An 18,339-nucleotide genomic window follows, 5' to 3' on the forward strand; every position below is an offset into this window, starting at 1 on the left:
CGGGTTATTCAAAAACAGCTTAATTTCAGGCTAGCGTGGTGATTCACAGCGGTCAAGCTGGCTTGCCAAGGCAAAAAGGGCCGCTCTCGTCCTCTCGCGCCCGCGTGGCGCGCGACACAAATCGTTGTCAAGCGGTGTCGAAAACAGCGTATCTTGCAGCCACTGTGCAACATTATGCTGGCTTATGTCGCTTTTTGTTAAGCGCGCGTCCGCGTCTGATGAGCCGAGCGCCCACTGCTGCCAACGTTGAAGGTTTTCACGCTCTGCCTGCAGCTCGGCACTCTGCAGCGTGGCACGCAACGCTTTGACGGCCTCGTTGTGGGCGGCTTCGGGTTTCAATCGGCGGCGAAGCGTTCGTAGCGTCGCCGTCACCTGCTGCTGCCAAGCCATGCGCTCGGCGCGTATGGTAGCGAGCGGGCCTGGCGAGGCCGCCAGACCCTGCTGATAGAGCCAGCAATGGAACAGCAGCTCACACACATCCACACCAGCCTCATCCTGCAACGTGAGGCAGGCCTGCTCGACGCCGGGCCTGGCATAGAGCGCCAAAGCAAAATCCCACAGCGGCCTCTGCTGCAAGCGCTGCAATCGGTTAGAATCGCGCATTGATTTACCCACTTTTTTCGGGAGAAAACATGATCGCACTGCGCCAAGTCGCCCTGCAACGGGGCACGCAAACGCTCCTAGAAAACGCCGATCTGACGCTCCATAACGGCGTCAAGGCCGGTATCATTGGGGCGAACGGTGCCGGTAAGTCGAGTCTATTCAAACTCCTGCTGGGCGAGCTGGGCCCGGATCAAGGCGACGTCGAGATGAGCGGTGGCCAGCGGATCGCCCACATGGCCCAGGAAGTGGAGGCGCTGGATCGCCCCATCGTGGAATACGTGCTGGATGGCGATCACGCATTGCGCAAGGCGCAAGCCGATTTGCTCGCCGCTCGGGAAGCGGGCGACGCCCATCGCGAAGCGGAGCTACACGGGTTGATCGAAACGCTGGATGGCTACACCGCCGAATCCCGCGCGGCCCAGCTACTGGTGGGGCTGGGCTTCGTCCAGTCGGACCTGATGCGCCCGCTTTCAGATTTTTCCGGCGGCTGGCGAATGCGGGTCAATCTTGCCCGTACGCTGTTCATGCCTTCCGACTTGCTGCTGCTCGATGAGCCGACCAATCACCTGGATCTGGATGCGCTGCTGTGGCTAGAGCAGTGGCTCACCCGCTACCCCGGCACGCTGCTGCTGATCTCTCACGACCGGGACTTTCTGGATGCCGTGTGCGACCACATCGTCCACATGCATCATCAAACGCTGGAACTCTATCGGGGCAACTACTCTCGATTCGAGCGCACACGGGCGGAGAAGCTCGCCCTGCAGCAGGCCGAAGCAGCCAAACAGCAGGCGCGCCGCGAAGAGATCGAGCGTTTTATCGCTCGCTTCAAGGCCAAGGCCACTAAGGCGCGTCAGGCGCAGAGCCGCGTCAAGATGCTGGAGCGCATGGAAGATATCGCCATGGCCCACGTGGACTCTCCCTTTCACTTCACCCTGCCCGCGGCAGATAAGACCTCTCACCCGCTGCTGGTGCTGGATCAAGCCACGCTAGGCTACCGCAGCCAGGCGGGCGACGTCGCACAACTCGACAAGGTGAACATTACGCTGCTTCCCGGCAGCCGGATCGGCCTGCTGGGACCCAACGGCGCGGGTAAATCCACACTGATCAAGTCGCTCACCGGCGAGCTGGCGCTGCTCGACGGCAAGCGCGTGCCCGGCGAGCACCTAGCGATTGGCTACTTTGCTCAGCATCAGCTGGAGGGGCTGGACGTGACCACGACGCCGTTCGTCCACGTGCAGCGGCTCTCGCCCACCGCCAGCGATCAAGAGATTCGCAATTTTCTAGGCGGTTTTGGTTTCAAGGGCGACGACGCCTTCGGGGAAGTCGCCACCTTCTCGGGCGGTGAGAAAGCGCGGCTGGCACTGGCGCTGGTCGCTTGGCAAAAACCCAATCTGCTGCTGCTGGACGAGCCGACCAACCACCTGGATTTGGAAATGCGCGAGGCGCTCACGGAAGCGCTGGCAGGCTTCGAGGGCACGGTCATTTTGGTCTCCCACGACCGTCACCTACTGCGCGCCACGGTCGATGAGTTTTGGCGGGTCGCCGACCACCGGGTCGAGCCCTTCGACGGTGACTTGGAGGATTACCGGGCTTGGCTCAAGGCGCGGTTGGAAGAGAACCGCCGCGACGCCCGTAGTGAAAAGAGCGAACGCCAGAGCCAACAGCCCAGCGGCGACCGTAAAGCCGCCCGCAAAGCAGCGGCCGAGCTGCGCGAAAAGCTGCGCCCTTTGAAAAAAGAGCGCGACAAGGCGGAAAAGGCCATGGAAAGAGCGCAGCACTCGCTAGAGGAGGTCGAGGCCATACTCGCCGACCCTGAGCTCTACACTGACGGCGCCCGCAAAGCGGAGCTGACCGATGCGCTGGCCAAGCAGGCAACGATCAAAGCGCAGCTAGACGACGCCGAGCAGGCGTGGCTCGCCGCCGAAGAGGCACTGGAAGCCATGGAAGCCGAATTGCTCGCCAGTGAGAGTGCCTAGAGCGCTAGCTCTCCAGCAGAAACGTGACCGGGCCATCGTTCGTCAGCGCAACCTGCATGTCCGCGCCAAACTGGCCAGTCGCCACCTGGGGCCAAGCAGCGCGCGCTCGATCGACGAGGTAATGAAACAGCCGCTGCCCCTCCTCGGGCGGCGCGGCGCTGGAAAAACTGGGGCGCAGCCCCTTGTGCGTGTCGGCCGCAAGCGTGAACTGCGACACCAGCAGCAAGCCTCCTTCGGCCTGCTGCAAGTTGTGATTCATCTTGCCCGCGTCGTCGCTGAACACGCGGTAATGCAGCAGCTTGTGCAGCAGTTTATCGGCCTCCGCCTCGCTGTCGCCTGTCTCGACACCTATCAGTGCCAGCAACCCGTGGTCGATCGCACCGATGGTGCTGCCATCCACCGTGACGCTGGCGTGTTTGACCCGCTGAATCAGTGCTTTCACGCTTACCCCTTTGTCCGTTCATTGGCGCTGTCGAAGAGGGCGAGTGTAAACTGAGGCGAGGGCTGGCCCAAGCGAGATGGTGCGTGGTCAGCCGCTATCCGTCCACGCCCAGTAGCGCGTCGCGAAACTCTTCACCCAGCGGGCGCTCGCCCAGCCAAATGCCGAACATCGCGCTGGCAAACTCGGCGCTGCTATCCTCGTAGAGCGTCTCACCGTTGAGGGCAAGGCGTAACTGCTCACCGTCCCAGCTCAACAGGTACCGATCGCCGGGAACCACATCCCGGTACCGTTGATTCAACTGCGCCATGTTCTCTTTCACCTGATTGAACTCGTAAAGCGTCAACGAATCGTTGAGCGTTTTCTCTGTCGCCTCGGCAAAGTCGTCGGCAGCAATCTCATGAAAGTAGGCAAGTTCCAAACGGCGGGGTACATCGCTTAACGGCTGAGGCTCGCGCTCCCCTTCCAACTGATAATACGCCCCCGCATAAGCGGTCCATATCATGTAACGAAATACGCCGCTTCCCAGCAGCACATAGCGCTGGCCATTCTCTTCCACCACACGGTCGAAGCGTTCGCCCCGCTCGGTCACGCTTTCGGCTTGGGCGCTACTGACCGCCACGGTGGTTCCTATGAGCAAACAGGTCGATAGCAGGGCTGTCACAAGGCGTGGTTGCACGGTGTCCTCCTCCCGTATTGGCTTGGCTGGCTTCACATATAGCTATACATACTCGCCAAGACAATAAAGGTTCCGTACAGTCATGCTCGAAACGGCACTACCGGCTACCAAGGGCGACACACCATCACGTCGCAGTGGGGTTCGCTCAGCAACATGTCGGTGAGCGGGTTGGGTTGATGCGGTCGGCAGCGGCTACCCAACATGACCAAGTCTGGCGAGTGGCGCTTGATATAGTCGTGCAGCACGTCGCAGGGCTGGCCCGGTTCCAGTACCAGCTCGATATCGGGTATGCCGTCTAGTTCGCGCATGAGGCTTTCGACCTCGTTGTCCAGCGCTTCTCGTAGGCGGGCGACTTCATGATCACGCCACTGGGCATAAAATGCCTGGTTACCCAGCTCTCGCTCACCGGGCAGGTTCCAAGCGTGCAGCAGCGTGAGCTGAGCGTCGGGAAAGCGGATCAGTGCCTCTTTTAGCGTTTGTCGAGCGGTGAGAGAAAAGTCGATCGGCACCACGATATGCTGCCACGGCTGCGTCGGGCGGTATGACGCTACCACCACGGGGCAAGGGGTACTGCGCAGAATACGCATCAAGGTCGTGCCAAAGAGTAAATCTTTCTCACCCCGCTTACGGTGCATGCCAAGCACGATTAGCGATGCATGACGCTCATGGGCTTCGCGAACGATCTCCACATGGGCATCGCCCACCACCGTTTGAATCATCAGCGAAGGGAGTTCGAGCGCGTAATCCTCACGAAGATCGGTGAGCGTCGCGCTAATGTCATCGCTGACCGCGCGCTCCAGGTCGTGAAGCATCCGATGGGGAAGGTAGGGGTCGAGCACGTGGAGCACGTCCAACTGCGCGCCCTGCTGATGGGCAAGTCGCAGCGCACGGGCAAAGGCCGCGCGATTTTCCTGTGACAGGTCAGTGGCAAATAGCAGCGTGCGAGACATGGCTAGCTCCTTGGCCGAATGGCTCAGCCTGATAGGCAAACAAACGGGCACCCTTCAGCATGGTGCCCGCTGCCCTATCTCGCAAGGAGACTCTGCGCCGCCTTTCCCCTCGATCCGACGTTTATTCTGCGTGGCGCTCGCCTAACGGCCTACCACCACGCATGGAAGTGGTGTACCGGACCACGCCCTTTGCCAACGGTTAAACGGTGGCTGGCCGCCAGTGCGCTATGCAGCCACTGCTTTGCCTCGGTAATGGCCTGCTCTGGCGCATCCTCTTCAGCCGCGTCAGGCAGCTTTGCCAGGCAGGCAGCAATGGCAGAAGAGAGCGCGCAGCCCGTGCCATGAAGATTCTCAGTGGCAATGCGGGAAGCCGGTAGCCACTGCTGTCCGCTGGGAGTGGCCAGCAAGTCGGGGCAGGTATCGCCACGCAAATGGCCGCCCTTTAGCACCACAAAGGGCGCGCCAAGGGCCACCAGCTTAGGCAGCAGCGCTTCCATTTCGTCCAAACTGGTGGGCGCAGGTGCGTCCAGCAGCACGGCCGCTTCCGGTAGGTTGGGGGTAATCACGTCAGCGAGCGGCACCAGCACTTCCCGCACGGCACGAATGCCCGCGTTATCGACCAGGATATCGCCGCTCTTCGCTACCATCACCGGGTCGAGCACGATCCAGCGCGGACGCCGTTGGCGTAGTACGTCTGCAATGACTTCCGCCACGTCACGACTTGCCACCATGCCGATTTTCACTGCATCGATAGTCACATCGTTCAACAGATGCTCGAGCTGCTCACGGATCGCTTGGGGCGATACAGGGTACACCGAGGCGACGCCACAGGTGTTCTGGGCAATCACCGCCGTGATCACGTTCGTGCCATAAACGCCAAGGGAGGAAAATGTCTTGAGATCGCCCTGCAGGCCGGCACCTCCAGAGGGGTCGGAGCCAGCGATGGTCAATACATTACGCAAGCGAGCGTCGGCAGGTCGTGAAGGCGTGAGCATAGCGGGCGTGGACATGGGGCTCCTTACCAAGCAGAACAGTATCTGCATAGGATACTCAAGCCGCCGCACTTACGCTGCCTTAATCTCACGAAAAGGCCGCCCGAGGGCGGCCTTGTTGAGGCATGGCGTTACTGGGTGGTATCGCCGTCCGGGTTGCGGGCGTTGTAATACGCCTGCTCGGAAATCGCGTGGTAATCCTCGACCTTGTCCTGGAACTCGCGATAAGAGTCATAGATGCGGGTCGCCAGCTCGCTGGATGCAGCCAGCTCACCCACTACGTCGGCTGAGTGTTCGCGAGCCTGGGCCAGCACGTCGTCAGGGATGCGGCGCAGTTCGACATCGTGCTCGTTGACCAGGGTTTCCAAGGCGTCGTTGTTTCGGGCGGTGTACTCATCCAGAACGCTTTGGTTGATGTCGCTGATGGCAGTGCGCAGAATCGCCTGAAGGTCGGCGGGCAGTTCCGCCCATGCCTCTTCATTCACGATGGCTTCGAACATCACAGTCGGCTCATGCCAGCCTGGGTAATAGTAGTAATCAGCGGCTTGGTGCAAACCAAAGGCGAGATCGTTGTAGGGGCCGATCCACTCGGTGGCGTCGATGGCACCGGACTGTAGCGACGTGAAGATTTCACCGCCGGGCATGTTAACGATGGCCACGCCCATGCGGCTCATCACTTCGCCCCCCAGACCCGGCATGCGCATTTTCAAGCCTTCCAGGTCGTCTACCGAGTTGATCTCTTTGTTGTACCAGCCGCCCATCTGAACACCGGAGGCCCCTGCGACCAACACATCGACGCCAAAATCATCATAAAGCTCGTTCCACAGCTCCATACCACCGCCGTAGCTGAGCCAAGCATTCATTTCCTGAGCGTTCATGCCAAACGGTACGGCAGCAAAGAACTGGGCCGCTGGCGCTTTGCCTTTCCAGTAATAGGAGGCGGAGTGGCCCAGCTCGGCGGTGCCGTCTGCCACCGCATCGAACACCTCGAAGCCTGGCACGAGCTGACCTGCTCCGAAGACTTCGATGGTCAACCGGCCGTCGGACATCTCCTCGACGAGCTGGGAGAGCCGCTCAGGGCCTTGGCCCACACCGGGGAAGTTTTTCGGCCAGGAAGTGACCATTTTCCAGCGAAAATTCTCTTGTGCCTGGGCCTGGTTATCGAAGCTGGATACGACCAGCAGACTGGCAGAAAGAGCGGTCGTCATGGCAATGGCGACAGGCAGTGCTTTGGCTTTCATGCGTTAACCCTCTTGCTTGTTTTATTGCTGTTATGGGTAGGGAATATCCCGCTTGGCGTGTGCCACCAAGCGGGTTGTTACAAGCCATTGTGTGTCTGCAGCTTGGCTGCTTTTAGTGAAGGTTGCCACTCTCTTGCGTTGATAGCAGCGTTATTTTTCAACTAAGTGCGTCTTAGAACTGTGTCGGCAGCCAGGTCGCCAACTGCGGGAAGAACGTCAGCAACAGCAACATTCCTAACTGCATCAGGATGAACGGCACCACGCCACGGTAGATGGCCGAGGTGGGCACCGACGGTGGCGCCACGCCGCGCAGATAAAACAGCGCGAAACCGAACGGAGGCGTCAGGAAGGAGGTCTGCAGGTTGATGGCGATCATGATGCCCAACCAAATCGGGTCGAGTCCCATCGCCAGCAGGATCGGACCGACGATTGGCACCACCACGAAGGTGATTTCGATGAAGTCGAGAATGAAGCCAAGCAGGAAGATCACCAGCATGACGATGATCGTGGCTCCAATCACGCCCCCTGGCATGCTCTCGAACAGCTCGGTGACCATGTGCTCACCGCCATAGGCGCGGAAAACCAGCGAAAACAGTGCCGCGCCGATCAGAATCAGGAACACCATCGTAGTGACATGGGTGGTCGAACGCAGCACGTCTTTGAGGGTTGCCCAATCCAGTTGACGATAAGCCAATGCCAGCACTAAGGCACCAAAGGCACCCACCGCCGATGCCTCAGTAGGCGTTGCAAAACCACTCAGGATAGAGCCCAGTACGGCGACGATCAGCACCACCGGGGGCACCAAGCCTTTGAGCAGCAAAATCCCCAGGCCCGAGGTGTGGCCAAGCTCGGCCATCAGCTCTTCGCGGTCGGCCGCTGGCGCCATACTGGGCCGGAAGAACGCTACCAAGCCCACGTAGATCATGTACATGACGACGAGGATCAACCCCGGCACCAGGGCGCCCATGAACAGATCGCCCACAGAGACCGTTTTCGGGCTGAAGATGCCCATATCGAGCTGCGCCTGCTGGTAGGCCGACGAAAGAACGTCGCCCAGCAGCACCAGGGCGATGGAGGGGGGAATGATCTGTCCCAGCGTGCCGGTGGCGCAAATGGTGCCCGTGGCCAGCGACGTACTGTAGCCACGCTTGAGCATGGTGGGCAGCGACATCAACCCCATGGTGACCACGGTTGCCCCTACGATGCCGGTAGAAGCGGCCATTAGCATGCCCACCAGCGTGACCGAAATCCCCAGGCCGCCACGCATGGAGCCAAACAGCAGCGCCATGGCATCCAGCAGCGTTTCGGCGACTTTGGACTTCTCCAGCAGTACGCCCATCAAGACGAATAGCGGTACCGCCAAGAGCGTCTGATTGGTCATGATGCCGTAAAGACGATTGGGTAGCGCGGCTAGATAGCCGCTATCGAAGTTGGCGTCGATGCCAATGGCTTCCAGCCCCAGACCCATGCCTGCAAACAGCAACGCAGTGCCCGCCAGCGACAGAGCCACGGGAAAGCCGAACATCAATACGATACAGATGGCGGCAAACAGAATAAGCGGCATAAATTCGAGCATCAAACACGCTCCTCGAGGTGATTGTCATCGGCAGTTGGCGGCGTCATTCGCCCGGTGAAGACATAGCCATTGCGCACGACTTCGATCAGCCCTTGAAGGATCATCAAGACCGCAAACACCGGAATCAGCGTCTTCAGTGCAAATACGGCGGGTATGCCACCGTAATCCGAGGAGGTTTCCATGATGCGCCAAGAGTTCGCCACATAACCATAGCTGGACGCGATGACGAACAGCATCACCGGAATCATCAGCAACAGAATACCCACTATATTCACCAGCGCCTGTCGGCGAGGTGTCATCCCACGATAGAAAATATCGACGCGGACATGGCCATCGTGGCGAAAGGTATAGGCAGCAGCGAGCATGAAGACGCTAGCATGCATGTACATCACCAGCTCTTGCATGAAGATACTATTGATACTGAACATATAGCGAAGCAGAACAATCGCGAACTGAATCAACATCATGATGATGATCAGCCACGCAAGGGTACGCCCGAACCACTCCGAAGCGCGGTCCAGCGCACCGATAAACGCAGGTAGTTGTGTTGTGTCCGACATGGAAGTGTCTCGCGTAAAACGGCTAAGGGGAGTCAGCGCCCCAGACAATAGCGCATATACGCAGACAATGCAGCGCCCCAAAGACGCTCTTACGGCTTATTGTTCAACGTTCGCGCTGATGGACGAGAGACACGCCGCAGGCAGCGGCAGATCCACCGCGATCGGCAGATGGTCGGAAAAGAGATGATCCAGTACGCGCACCTCGGCGGCTTCCAGCGTTTGCGACAGCAAAATATGATCCAACGCGCGGCGCGGTTGCCAGGAAGGGTAGCTGAGTAGCGGTTTGACAGGGTGCAGCGGTAGTGAGGTGCTAAACCGCTCGTGGGCATGAAGCTGATCGGGCGTGCAGTTCAAGTCACCCATGACCACCACGTGTCGCAGCGGTTCGATGATATCGCTAAGGTAGTCGAGTTGGCGCACTCGGCCACGGTGGCTAAGCGCCAAATGGGCGACGAAGATATGCAGCGCATCTGGGCCTTCGCCGTAACGCACGTGAATCGCGCCGCGGCCGGGCAACATGCCGGGCAGCCGATGCTCTTCGATGTGGCTAGGCGTCAAACGAGAAAGCAGGCCGTTGCTGTGCTGGGCAAACTGACCCAAATTGCGGTTGAGTTGTTGAAAGTAGTGCGGAAACTTCGCCTGGGCTGCCAAGTACTCCACCTGATTGACTCGGCTGGAGCGAAAGCTGCCGCCATCGACCTCTTGAAGCCCTACCACGTCGAACTGCTCCAACACGCTGCCCACTAGCGCCAACCGCTTGATACGCTGGGGGTTGGGCAGCACATGCTGCCAACTCCGCGTGAGGTAGTGGTGGTAGGCAGAGGTTTGAATACCTACCTGCAAGTTGAAGGTCAGCAGCCGAAGATGGCCGCGTTCCAACAGCGCGGAGGAGGGAAGCGCTCCGGGCGAGCGAGTTGGCCCGCCCGTGTGACCGTGCTCAAGCACCGTTATTGCGCACGCTCGCTGCGAACTTTGTCGATCAGCGCATCGGCGATTTGTGGCATGTTTTCCAAGCTGCCAGCCGACTGGGGCGATACCACGTAGCGGCCATCCACGATCAGTGCTGGCACGCCCATGAGACGCATGTCACGCATACGACTGTTGGCCTTGTTGACCTCGCTACGCACGCTGAACGCGGTCAGCGCTTTTTGGGCTTCTTCTTCGCTCACGCCGTAATCAGAGAAGAAGTCGACGATGTCGTCTGCTTCGGTCAACGAACGACCGTCTTGGTGAATGGCGTCGAAGAAGTCCTGGTGCAGCTCTTCTTCGATTCCTAACGACTGGGCAGCATAGAAAGCCGTCGCATGGGTATTCCAGTCACCGCCCATGGTGGCTGGCATTTTCACGATGCTTACGTCATCGTCCAGCGTTTCGTACCACTCGTTCACGGACGTTTGCAGCCGGTAGCAGTGCGGGCAGCCAAACCAGAACGCTTCGGTCACTTCGATCTGATCGTCGTCTACCTGGGTCGCCACCGGCGACTCCAGCAGCGTGTAGTGTTGGCCTTCGACCAGTTCTTGAGCGCTTACCGCTGCAGACAAGCCCAGACCGGCCAGTGCGACCATCAACGTTTTCAACATAGCGAGAACTCTCCAAAAAAGCAGGCCAACAAAAAGTGTGGCTATGACCCCTGGCGGGTCAGGCAGGTTCCCCATCCGGCGGATATTTCACAGGACAGGGAAGCCGGCGGAGGGGAAATTAGTTCAAGCCCAGCACGTAGTTGGCGACGGCTTCCATGTCTTGGTCGCTCATCTTGGAAGCGATATCGCCCATGATGTTGTTCGGGCTATTGGCGCGCTCACCGGAGGCAAAGTCTTGCAGCGTGGAGACGGTGTACTCCGCATGCTGGCCTGACAGCGCCGGATAGACCGCACTGCCGATGCCGACACCCGTGGGCGTATGACAGGCGCTACAGGCGGGAATGCCTTTGGACATATCGCCTGCGCGATACAGCTCTTCACCGCGGGCTAGCAACTCAGCGTCTTCATCGCTGGTTTGACCGAGGTTAGCCTCTTGGCCTGCAAAGTGGGCAGCGACGTCCCAAGCATCTTGGTCTGAGTAGTCATCGACCAAACCGGCCATCTGTGGGACGACACGGTTGCCGTCACGAATGTCCATGATCTGTTTGGCCAGATAGGACATCTGCTGTCCTGCCAGGTTGGGGAAGGTACCCACTGCGCTAATGCCCTGCTGGCCATGACAGGCGGCACAGGTTTGCGCAAGTTCGCGACCCGCCGCTGCATCAGCGTCGGCTTGGAGGTCCGTTTGGGCGTGGGCGGTGCCAACGGCACCCATGGTAATTGCCAGGCTTGCCAGTAACTTTCTCATTGCTATTCCACTATGCCGTTTGATTATTGACTGGTACGCACCCTGGGCGCTGCCCAGGTTCAGCACATTACCAGGGTCAGCTCCGCCAAAACGAACAACATATCGCGTTGGTCGCTGCTGGCTAGAGCGCGATGGTACACTAGCGCCCCAGGTCGCAGTTATAAACCGCTTGCATTATAACGAATCACCCTAGCGGCGGGAATGCAAGTCCAGGTCTGCTTTTGGGGTAATTCGTCGCGGTACCGCCCTCGCTCACTCGAGAGTGCTCGGGCAGGCCGTGTCATACGTTTGTTTTTCAGGATGAACTCCATGTCTACCCCTCATGATAGCCCAGTCCCTCGGCTAAACTACCCCACTGCGCGCTTTATGATCAGCGCGCCGACCTTGGCGCTGTGCCCAGACGATACGGGGGCAGAAGTGGCCTTTGCCGGGCGCTCCAATGCCGGTAAATCCAGCGCTATCAATGCGCTTACCCGGCAAAACGCGCTAGCGCGCACCTCGCGAACACCCGGCCGCACCCAGCTCATCAACTTCTTCACCGTGATGAACGATACGTCGCGTCGCTTGGTGGACTTGCCCGGCTACGGCTACGCCAAAGTACCGGAAGCGGTCAAGCTCGAGTGGCAGCAGCACTTGTCCGACTATCTGCGCGGCCGTTTTAGCCTGCGCGGCCTCGTACTGCTCATGGACGTTCGCCATCCGCTGACCGAATTCGACCAAATGATGCTCGATTATGCCGACCAGCGCGGCATGCCGGTGCACATCCTGCTAACCAAGGCCGACAAACTGAAACGCGGCCCGGCCAGCGCCGCACTCCAAAAGGTGCGCTCTCGCTTGAGGGAGTGGGAAGATTTGGTATCGGTCCAGCTCTTCTCGTCGCTGAAGCGTGACGGCGTCGACATGCTCTCCCAAAAGCTCGACCAGTGGCTCTACACCCCTGAAGACGCCAACGAGTAACGGGCCTAGGCTTGTCGCTCCAGCCATGCGATCAGCTCGGGTAACTCTTTGACGTGGGCAATACGATGTACCCGCTCGGGCAGCGCTTGGTCGCCGCGCTCGGCCACCCAAGCGGCGTGCATACCGAGCTGCTGAGCGGGAAGTACGTCTTCTTGCCAGGAGTCACCCACGTGCATGGCCCGTCTCGGCACGGTATTCAGGCGCTCCAACGCGGTGAGAAACGGCTTGGGATCCGGCTTCGGTGCCAGCAGTTCACCCGCTGCAATCGCCACTGGAAAGTGCGCCGCCAGCGGCTGACGTTTGAGGTGAATGTTACCGTTAGTAATCGCCGCGAGCCGATAGCGCTCGGCGAGCGCCGAGAGCAGCCCGGCCGCTTCAGGGTGCGGGGTGACCTGCACACGCAGACGGTGGAACTCGTTCATAGCGGCAGCGGCCCATAGTAGCGCGGCGCTACGTGCCAAGCCGCTCTCCTCCAACTGGGCCTCCAGCGCCCGCAGACGCAACCACGTGAAGTCGCCACGTCGTTCGGGCACCTGGTGGGCCCACTGCTGGCGACGCTGTAAATAGTCTTCTACCCCCTCCTCGTAGGTGAGTGGCAGCGGTGCCTCCTGACGCGCCGACCGCCACGCGGTGAGCGCTTCCAGCAACCAGCGGTAGTGCCCTTCCTCGGTTTTCAACATCACGCCCTGGTTGTCCCACAGGGTGTCGTCCAAATCAAAGGTGATGGCGTCTAACGTGATCATGATTCACTCCCACTGGGGCGGCGTTTGGCGCGGGGATGCGCGGCATCGTAGCTCTCGGCAAGATGCTGCCAATCCAGCCGCGTGTACACTTGGGTCGTCGATAGATTGGCGTGGCCCAACAGCTCCTGCACAGCGCGCAAGTCCTGGCTGGACTCCAGCAGATGGCTGGCAAAAGAGTGGCGCAGGCGGTGGGGGTGAAGGTGTTCGGGGAGGCCGCGCATCACTGACAGTTGCGCCAAGCGTTTCTGAATCGCCCGATGGCCCAACCGCTGCCCGCGCTGCCCGACGAACAGTGCCGTTTCAGCACTGTCTACCCAACTGGCCCGGCAGGCGAGCCACGCGGTGAGCGCCTGCTGGGCACGCCGTCCCACCGGCACTTGGCGAGGCTTACTGCCTTTACCCATCACCCGCACATGGTTGGCCGCCAAGTGATTCACGTCCAGCGCCGCGAGCTCTGCTAAACGCAGACCGCTGGAGTAGAAAAGCTCCAACATGGCCTGGTCACGAAGCGAGAGCGGCGAGCCGTCGTGGGGAGTGTCCAGAAAGCGCGACAGCGCGTCTACGTCCAACGGTTTGGGCAGGTGGCTGGGCTGCTTGGGGGTGCGCAACAGTTGAATCGGGTTATCCACCAGCACATGGCGTTCTACCAAGGCATCGGCGAAACGCGACAGTGCCGCGCGACGGCGGGCCAGCGTTCGGGGCGCCAGCCCCCGGCTACGCTCGGTACCGAGGAAAGCTCTTGCCAGCGTCGTGTCCAGCGCGCTGGCCTGAGTCACGCCGCGCTGGTCAGCAAACTGACAAAACGCCGCCAGATCCTGGCGGTAAGCCGCCACCGTTGCGGGACTGGCGTGAGTCGCCAGTTGCGCTAGGTACTCTTCAACGGCGTTTGTCAGCGTCGCTTGGCTAGCCATGCTGCTCCACGCCGTGGGGGGCTAATCGCAGCAGCAGGCGCGCGACGATATCGCCCAGGTACTCGGTAAATAGCGTATCCATGCTGGCGCGATAGCTGTCGGGGTCGGGGCTTGCAAGCAGCAAATAGCCTAGCGGCTCTCCGGCCGAGAGTCGCGTGATGGCACAGGAGCCCGCCTTGCGGGGCGCTTTGGTATGGGGCAGCAGACACTTCCAGTCGCTGACGCTTAGCTTGGCGCAGCGGCTGGTTCGACCATCCAGCAGCGCTGCCAAGCGGGCGCTGGCGTGCTGATCCAGCACGTGGCGCGGTGGCTGAGGCGGCGCCGGTTCCGCATCGCTCAACGAGGCGGGGCACCACAACGCCATCGCGGGGGTTTGAAAACGCTCGCTCAACTGCGTCGCCAGCGCTTGAGCGAGGGCATCGCGGTCTTCCGCTTCGACCAAGCTGAGCAGCGTCTCCCGCAGTCGGCGGTACTGCGACTCATTGTGCCGCGCGGTTTCCAACAAATGCTCAAGCCGCCCTTCCGCCGTTTCGGCGCGCTGGCGAAGGTCGATCACCAGACGCTCTAATAGCGATACGGCGCCTTCGATATGCGGATGCGGCACTTTGAGTTGCTGCAGCAGCCCTTCACGACCAATGAAAAAATCGGGGTGTCGGGCCAGCCAAAACGCTACTTGATCCGGATCGAGCGTTTTACGCGGCTCAGGAGCTTGAGACATCGCCGTTCTCCTCGCATTAGTTGAGTGATACCCGACCGTCAAACACCCGCGTGGCGGGGCCCACCATGACCAGCGACGCCTCAGGGCCCGGCCACTCGATGCTGAGTTGCCCGCCGGGCAAATGCACTTTCACCGGACTCTTCAAAAGACCCTGACGAATACCGCTGGCCACCGCCGCACAGGCACCGGTGCCGCAGGCCAGGGTTTCACCGCTGCCTCGTTCGAATACCCGCAGGCGAATTTCGCTGGGCGAGACCACCTGCATGAAGCCCACGTTGACCCGCTTGGGAAAGCGCGGGTGCGCCTCCAACAGTGGCCCCAGGCGCTCCACCGGCGCGCTATCGACATTCTCGACCTGGAGAACCGCATGGGGGTTGCCCATGGAAACCACACCAATCTGCAGCGTCTCACCGTCGGCTTCCAGCTCGTGCAGCGGCTGGTCACCCGGCGCCTCGAAAGGCAGCGCGGTTGGGTTGAAGCGCGGCCTGCCCATGTCCACGCGTACCATGCCGTCGTGCTGTACGTGGAGCACCAGCGGGCCTCCGGCGGTTTCGACGTGGATGTCATGCTTGTGGGTCAAGCGCTGGTCGCGCACGAAGCGGGCAAAGCAGCGCGCGCCGTTGCCACAGTTCTCCACTTCGCTACCGTCGGCGTTGTAGATACGGTAGCGAAAATCCATGTCCGGATCGCGGGGCGGTTCGACGATCAGCAGCTGGTCGAAGCCAATGCCGAAGCGCCGGTCCGCCAGCTGGCGAATCTGCTCGTCGCGCAGGCGCGCCCGCTGGGTGACCAGATCCACCACCATGAAGTCGTTGCCCAAACCGTGCATTTTAGTGAAGTGCAGCAGCATCAGCGCGCTCCTTCGGGCAGCAGCGCCTCGCCGGCCCACAGGCTTTCCAGCGCTTCCCGAGCGCGCACCACGTGAAAGGTATCACCATCCACCATCACTTCGGGGGGACGGGGACGGCTATTGTAATTGGATGCCATGACGAAGCCGTAAGCACCGGCGGAGCGCACCGCCAACAGATCGCCCTCGGCAATCGCCAGCTCGCGCTCCTTGCCCAGGAAGTCGCCCGTTTCGCACACCGGCCCTACCACGTCGTAGGTGGCGGTGTCCCGTGCTTGGCGGGTGTCCACCGGCACGATCGCCTGCCACGCCTGGTACAGCGCTGGGCGAATCAAGTCGTTCATGGCCGCATCGACGATGGCAAAGTTCTTGGTCTCGCCAGGTTTCAAAAACTCGACGCGGGTGAGCATCAGCCCAGCGTTGGCGGCGATGGAGCGGCCCGGCTCGAACAGCAGCGTCAACGTTTCACCGCCTTCCCAGCGGGAGAGGCGCGCCAACAGCTGGCTGGCGTAGTCGAACGGCTGGGGTGGCTTCTCGTCGCGGTAGGGCACGCCCAGGCCACCGCCTAAATCGAGGTGGTCGATCTCGATGCCGTGCTCGCGCAGGCGCTCCATGAGCACCAGCAGGCGCTCCAGGGCATCCAGGAACGGCGCAGTTTCGGTGAGCTGTGAACCGATGTGGCAATCCAGTCCCGTCACCCGCAGGTTGGGCAGGCTAGCGGCCAACTGGTACACCTCCAACGCGTCGTCGACGGGAATGCCGAACTTGTTGTCCTTCAAACCGGTGGAGATGTACGGGTGGGTACCCGCGTCCACGTCGGGATTGACGCGCAGGGATACCGAGGCGACTTGGCCCAGCTCCCCTGCCACGGCGTTCAAGCGCTCGAGCTCGGGGCGCGACTCGACGTTGAAGCACTTGATGCCGACCTCCAGCGCCCGCGCCATTTCCTGGGGCTGCTTGGCGACCCCGGAAAACACGACTTTGCTGGGGTCACCACCGGCTTTTAGCACCCGTTCCAGCTCGCCCACGGAGACGATATCGAAACCGGCGCCTAGGCGGGCCAGCAGGCCCAGCACGGCTAGGTTGGAGTTGGCTTTCACCGCGTAGCAGATCAGGTGCGGATGGCCGCCCAGCGCTTCGGTGTAAGCGCGAAAGTGGCGCTCCAACGTCGCTTTGGAGTAGACGTAGCAGGGCGTGCCCAGCTTGTCCGCCAGTTGCGTTAGCGGAACGTCTTCGGCGTAGAGCACGCCGTCGCGGTAGTTAAAGTGATCCATTACCCCTCCTGCTCGGCGGCCGAATCGGATGTCTCGTCAGGCAAATAGAGCGGCCCTTTCTGGCCACAGCCGACGAGTAGCAGCGAGGCCAGCAGCAGCGCGCCGAGTGTGATCGTATAGCGCTTCATGACGTCCCCTTGAGCGCCGCCAGCGCTTCACGGGCACGGCTTGCGGCCGCGCGTACTTGGTCGGGGGCCGTGCCACCAATGTGGTTACGGGCCGCCACCGAACCTTCCAGGGTCAGCACCTCGAACACGTCCTGCTCGATGGTATCGGAGAACTGCTGAAGCTCTTCCAGGCTCATTTCTGAGAGGTCTTTCTTGGTTTTTAGACCGTAGGCGACGGACAGCCCCACGATCTCGTGAGCATCGCGGAACGCGACGCCTTTACGTACCAGATAATCCGCCAGATCGGTCGCGGTGGAGAAGCCGCGACGCGCCGCTTCGTACATGCTCTCTTTCTTGGGCTCGATGGCGGGCACCATGTCCGCAAAGGCTTTCAGACAGTCGCGCACGGTGTCGACGGCGTCGAACAGCGGCTCTTTGTCTTCCTGGTTGTCCTTGTTGTAGGCCAACGGCTGCGATTTCATTAGCGTCAGCAGCGCCATCAGGTGGCCATAGACACGCCCGGTTTTACCGCGCACCAGCTCGGGCACGTCGGGATTCTTCTTCTGCGGCATGATGGAGGAACCGGTGCAGAAGCGGTCGGGCAGGTCGATGAAGTCGAACTGGGCGCTGGTCCACAGCACCAGCTCTTCGCTCATGCGGGAGAGATGCATCAGCAAGATACTGGCAAAACTGGTGAATTCGATGGCGAAATCGCGATCCGACACCGCATCCAGCGAGTTTTCCGCCGGGCGGTCGAAGCCGAGCAGGTCCGCGGTGACGTGGCGGTCGATTGGGTAAGTCGTGCCCGCCAGGGCCGCGGCGCCCAGCGGCATCACGTTTACGCGCTTACGACAGTCCAAAAGCCGCTCATGGTCGCGGGCCAGCATTTCCTGCCACGCCAGCAGATGATGGCCGAAGGTGACCGGCTGCGCGGTTTGCAGGTGGGTGAAGCCTGGCATGATGGTGTCGGCTTCGCGCTCGGCCAGTTCGATCATGCCGTCGCGCAGGCGTGTCAGCTCCGCTTCGATCACGTCGATCTCATCGCGCATGAACAGACGAATGTCAGTGGCCACCTGGTCGTTGCGCGAGCGTCCGGTGTGCAGCTTCTTGCCGGTAATGCCGATTTTGTCGGTCAGGCGTGCTTCGATGTTCATGTGCACGTCTTCCAGCGGCACCGACCAGTCGAACTCGCCGCGTTCGATCTCGCCCTGGATCTCGGTCAAACCGTTGATGATCGCATCGCGCTCGTCGTCGGTCAGCACGCCTACCCGCGCCAGCATGGTGGCATGGGCGATCGAGCCCTGAATATCCTGGCGCGCTAGGCGCTGATCAAACGTCACGGACGCGGTGAAACGCGCAACAAAGGCATCGGTGGGCTCGCTGAAGCGACCGCCCCAAGACTGGTTCGTAGCTTGGCTCATCGGAGAGATATCCTGCT

At 60.9% G+C, this 18,339-nt stretch carries 20 protein-coding genes; 2 read left to right on the forward strand and 18 right to left on the reverse strand.

The window, feature by feature from the left end:
• Positions 1-30 precede the first annotated feature (30 nt).
• Positions 31-603, reverse strand: a complete 573-nt coding sequence (locus GYM47_RS17125; RefSeq protein ID WP_153843529.1) for a TIGR02444 family protein — start codon at positions 601-603, stop codon at positions 31-33.
• Positions 604-632: 29 nt separating this feature from the next.
• Here GYM47_RS17125 and GYM47_RS17130 point away from each other — a divergent pair, with 29 nt between their 5' ends.
• Entirely contained in the window at positions 633-2,579 is a 1,947-nt protein-coding gene (locus GYM47_RS17130) for an ABC-F family ATP-binding cassette domain-containing protein (RefSeq protein ID WP_153843530.1), read from the forward strand.
• Positions 2,580-2,583: 4 nt separating this feature from the next.
• Here the strand turns inward: GYM47_RS17130 and dtd are convergent, their stop codons facing one another.
• The 10 genes from dtd to GYM47_RS17180 all read right to left on the reverse strand — a co-directional run bounded on the left by dtd (position 2,584) and on the right by GYM47_RS17180 (position 11,344).
• Positions 2,584-3,021 (reverse strand): D-aminoacyl-tRNA deacylase, encoded by a 438-nt coding sequence (dtd, locus tag GYM47_RS17135; RefSeq protein WP_153843531.1) that lies wholly within the window; start codon positions 3,019-3,021, stop codon positions 2,584-2,586.
• Between the two features lie 94 nt (positions 3,022-3,115).
• On the reverse strand, positions 3,116-3,697 hold the full coding sequence (locus GYM47_RS17140) for a chalcone isomerase family protein (RefSeq protein WP_153843532.1): 582 nt from the start codon (positions 3,695-3,697) through the stop codon (positions 3,116-3,118).
• A 104-nt stretch (positions 3,698-3,801) separates the two neighbouring features.
• The gene (locus GYM47_RS17145; RefSeq protein WP_139526041.1) at positions 3,802-4,647 is read right to left on the reverse strand and encodes a universal stress protein; all 846 of its coding nucleotides are present in this window, start codon (positions 4,645-4,647) and stop codon (positions 3,802-3,804) included.
• A 149-nt stretch (positions 4,648-4,796) separates the two neighbouring features.
• Positions 4,797-5,657, reverse strand: coding sequence for a bifunctional hydroxymethylpyrimidine kinase/phosphomethylpyrimidine kinase (gene thiD / locus GYM47_RS17150; RefSeq protein ID WP_231125624.1), 861 nt, complete (start codon positions 5,655-5,657; stop codon positions 4,797-4,799).
• Between the two features lie 113 nt (positions 5,658-5,770).
• Entirely contained in the window at positions 5,771-6,880 is a 1,110-nt protein-coding gene (locus GYM47_RS17155; protein ID WP_139526042.1) for a TRAP transporter substrate-binding protein, read from the reverse strand.
• A 172-nt stretch (positions 6,881-7,052) separates the two neighbouring features.
• Positions 7,053-8,456, reverse strand: coding sequence for a TRAP transporter large permease (locus GYM47_RS17160; RefSeq protein ID WP_139526043.1), 1,404 nt, complete (start codon positions 8,454-8,456; stop codon positions 7,053-7,055).
• Positions 8,456-9,016 (reverse strand): TRAP transporter small permease subunit, encoded by a 561-nt coding sequence (locus GYM47_RS17165; RefSeq protein ID WP_153843533.1) that lies wholly within the window; start codon positions 9,014-9,016, stop codon positions 8,456-8,458. Before GYM47_RS17165 ends, GYM47_RS17160 begins: the two co-directional genes overlap by 1 nt.
• 96 nt (positions 9,017-9,112) lie before the next feature.
• The gene (locus tag GYM47_RS17170) at positions 9,113-9,961 is read right to left on the reverse strand and encodes an endonuclease/exonuclease/phosphatase family protein (protein ID WP_139526045.1); all 849 of its coding nucleotides are present in this window, start codon (positions 9,959-9,961) and stop codon (positions 9,113-9,115) included.
• A 2-nt stretch (positions 9,962-9,963) separates the two neighbouring features.
• The gene (locus tag GYM47_RS17175) at positions 9,964-10,596 is read right to left on the reverse strand and encodes a thiol:disulfide interchange protein DsbA/DsbL (RefSeq protein WP_153843534.1); all 633 of its coding nucleotides are present in this window, start codon (positions 10,594-10,596) and stop codon (positions 9,964-9,966) included.
• Positions 10,597-10,714: 118 nt separating this feature from the next.
• Positions 10,715-11,344 carry a c-type cytochrome gene (locus GYM47_RS17180; protein ID WP_139526047.1) on the reverse strand — a complete coding sequence of 210 codons (630 nt, stop codon included), beginning with the start codon at positions 11,342-11,344 and terminating at the stop codon, positions 10,715-10,717.
• Between the two features lie 309 nt (positions 11,345-11,653).
• Here GYM47_RS17180 and yihA point away from each other — a divergent pair, with 309 nt between their 5' ends.
• Positions 11,654-12,301 carry a ribosome biogenesis GTP-binding protein YihA/YsxC gene (yihA, locus tag GYM47_RS17185; protein WP_139526048.1) on the forward strand — a complete coding sequence of 216 codons (648 nt, stop codon included), beginning with the start codon at positions 11,654-11,656 and terminating at the stop codon, positions 12,299-12,301.
• 5 nt (positions 12,302-12,306) lie between these two features.
• Here yihA and GYM47_RS17190 read toward each other — a convergent pair whose 3' ends face one another.
• From GYM47_RS17190 to argH, 7 genes are read right to left on the reverse strand one after another with little or no spacing between them, the layout of a single operon-like run.
• Positions 12,307-13,044 (reverse strand): HAD family hydrolase, encoded by a 738-nt coding sequence (locus GYM47_RS17190; protein ID WP_153843535.1) that lies wholly within the window; start codon positions 13,042-13,044, stop codon positions 12,307-12,309.
• Complete coding sequence (locus tag GYM47_RS17195; protein WP_139526050.1) at positions 13,041-13,955, reverse strand: tyrosine recombinase XerC; 915 nt, start codon at positions 13,953-13,955, stop codon at positions 13,041-13,043. The genes GYM47_RS17190 and GYM47_RS17195 overlap by 4 nt, the downstream gene beginning before the upstream one ends.
• On the reverse strand, positions 13,948-14,673 hold the full coding sequence (locus GYM47_RS17200) for a DUF484 family protein (protein ID WP_153843536.1): 726 nt from the start codon (positions 14,671-14,673) through the stop codon (positions 13,948-13,950). Before GYM47_RS17200 ends, GYM47_RS17195 begins: the two co-directional genes overlap by 8 nt.
• 16 nt (positions 14,674-14,689) lie before the next feature.
• Positions 14,690-15,523, reverse strand: coding sequence for a diaminopimelate epimerase (dapF, locus tag GYM47_RS17205; RefSeq protein WP_153843537.1), 834 nt, complete (start codon positions 15,521-15,523; stop codon positions 14,690-14,692).
• Positions 15,523-16,794: a diaminopimelate decarboxylase gene (gene lysA / locus GYM47_RS17210; RefSeq protein WP_153843538.1), complete on the reverse strand. Its 1,272-nt coding sequence runs from the start codon at positions 16,792-16,794 to the stop codon at positions 15,523-15,525. Before lysA ends, dapF begins: the two co-directional genes overlap by 1 nt.
• Positions 16,794-16,922, reverse strand: a complete 129-nt coding sequence (gene lptM / locus GYM47_RS17215) for an LPS translocon maturation chaperone LptM (RefSeq protein WP_153843539.1) — start codon at positions 16,920-16,922, stop codon at positions 16,794-16,796. The genes lysA and lptM overlap by 1 nt, the downstream gene beginning before the upstream one ends.
• On the reverse strand, positions 16,919-18,322 hold the full coding sequence (gene argH, locus GYM47_RS17220; protein WP_139526055.1) for an argininosuccinate lyase: 1,404 nt from the start codon (positions 18,320-18,322) through the stop codon (positions 16,919-16,921). The genes lptM and argH overlap by 4 nt, the downstream gene beginning before the upstream one ends.
• Positions 18,323-18,339 lie beyond the last annotated feature (17 nt).

The sequence above is a fragment of the Vreelandella piezotolerans genome (assembly GCF_012427705.1).
Classification (GTDB): Bacteria; Pseudomonadota; Gammaproteobacteria; order Pseudomonadales; family Halomonadaceae; genus Vreelandella; species Vreelandella piezotolerans.

Coding starts and splice junctions, on each gene's coding strand:
- GYM47_RS17125 (WP_153843529.1), bottom strand. CDS start 603: ATGCGCGATTCTAACCGATTGCAGCGCTTGCAGCAGAGGCCGCTGTGG.
- GYM47_RS17130 (WP_153843530.1), top strand. CDS start 633: ATGATCGCACTGCGCCAAGTCGCCCTGCAACGGGGCACGCAAACGCTC.
- GYM47_RS17145 (WP_139526041.1), bottom strand. CDS start 4,647: ATGTCTCGCACGCTGCTATTTGCCACTGACCTGTCACAGGAAAATCGC.
- thiD (WP_231125624.1), bottom strand. CDS start 5,657: ATGTCCACGCCCGCTATGCTCACGCCTTCACGACCTGCCGACGCTCGC.
- GYM47_RS17155 (WP_139526042.1), bottom strand. CDS start 6,880: ATGAAAGCCAAAGCACTGCCTGTCGCCATTGCCATGACGACCGCTCTT.
- GYM47_RS17160 (WP_139526043.1), bottom strand. CDS start 8,456: ATGCTCGAATTTATGCCGCTTATTCTGTTTGCCGCCATCTGTATCGTA.
- GYM47_RS17165 (WP_153843533.1), bottom strand. CDS start 9,016: ATGTCGGACACAACACAACTACCTGCGTTTATCGGTGCGCTGGACCGC.
- GYM47_RS17175 (WP_153843534.1), bottom strand. CDS start 10,596: ATGTTGAAAACGTTGATGGTCGCACTGGCCGGTCTGGGCTTGTCTGCA.
- GYM47_RS17180 (WP_139526047.1), bottom strand. CDS start 11,344: ATGAGAAAGTTACTGGCAAGCCTGGCAATTACCATGGGTGCCGTTGGC.
- yihA (WP_139526048.1), top strand. CDS start 11,654: ATGTCTACCCCTCATGATAGCCCAGTCCCTCGGCTAAACTACCCCACT.
- GYM47_RS17190 (WP_153843535.1), bottom strand. CDS start 13,044: ATGATCACGTTAGACGCCATCACCTTTGATTTGGACGACACCCTGTGG.
- GYM47_RS17195 (WP_139526050.1), bottom strand. CDS start 13,955: ATGGCTAGCCAAGCGACGCTGACAAACGCCGTTGAAGAGTACCTAGCG.
- GYM47_RS17200 (WP_153843536.1), bottom strand. CDS start 14,673: ATGTCTCAAGCTCCTGAGCCGCGTAAAACGCTCGATCCGGATCAAGTA.
- dapF (WP_153843537.1), bottom strand. CDS start 15,523: ATGCTGCTGCACTTCACTAAAATGCACGGTTTGGGCAACGACTTCATG.
- lysA (WP_153843538.1), bottom strand. CDS start 16,794: ATGGATCACTTTAACTACCGCGACGGCGTGCTCTACGCCGAAGACGTT.
- lptM (WP_153843539.1), bottom strand. CDS start 16,922: ATGAAGCGCTATACGATCACACTCGGCGCGCTGCTGCTGGCCTCGCTG.
- argH (WP_139526055.1), bottom strand. CDS start 18,322: ATGAGCCAAGCTACGAACCAGTCTTGGGGCGGTCGCTTCAGCGAGCCC.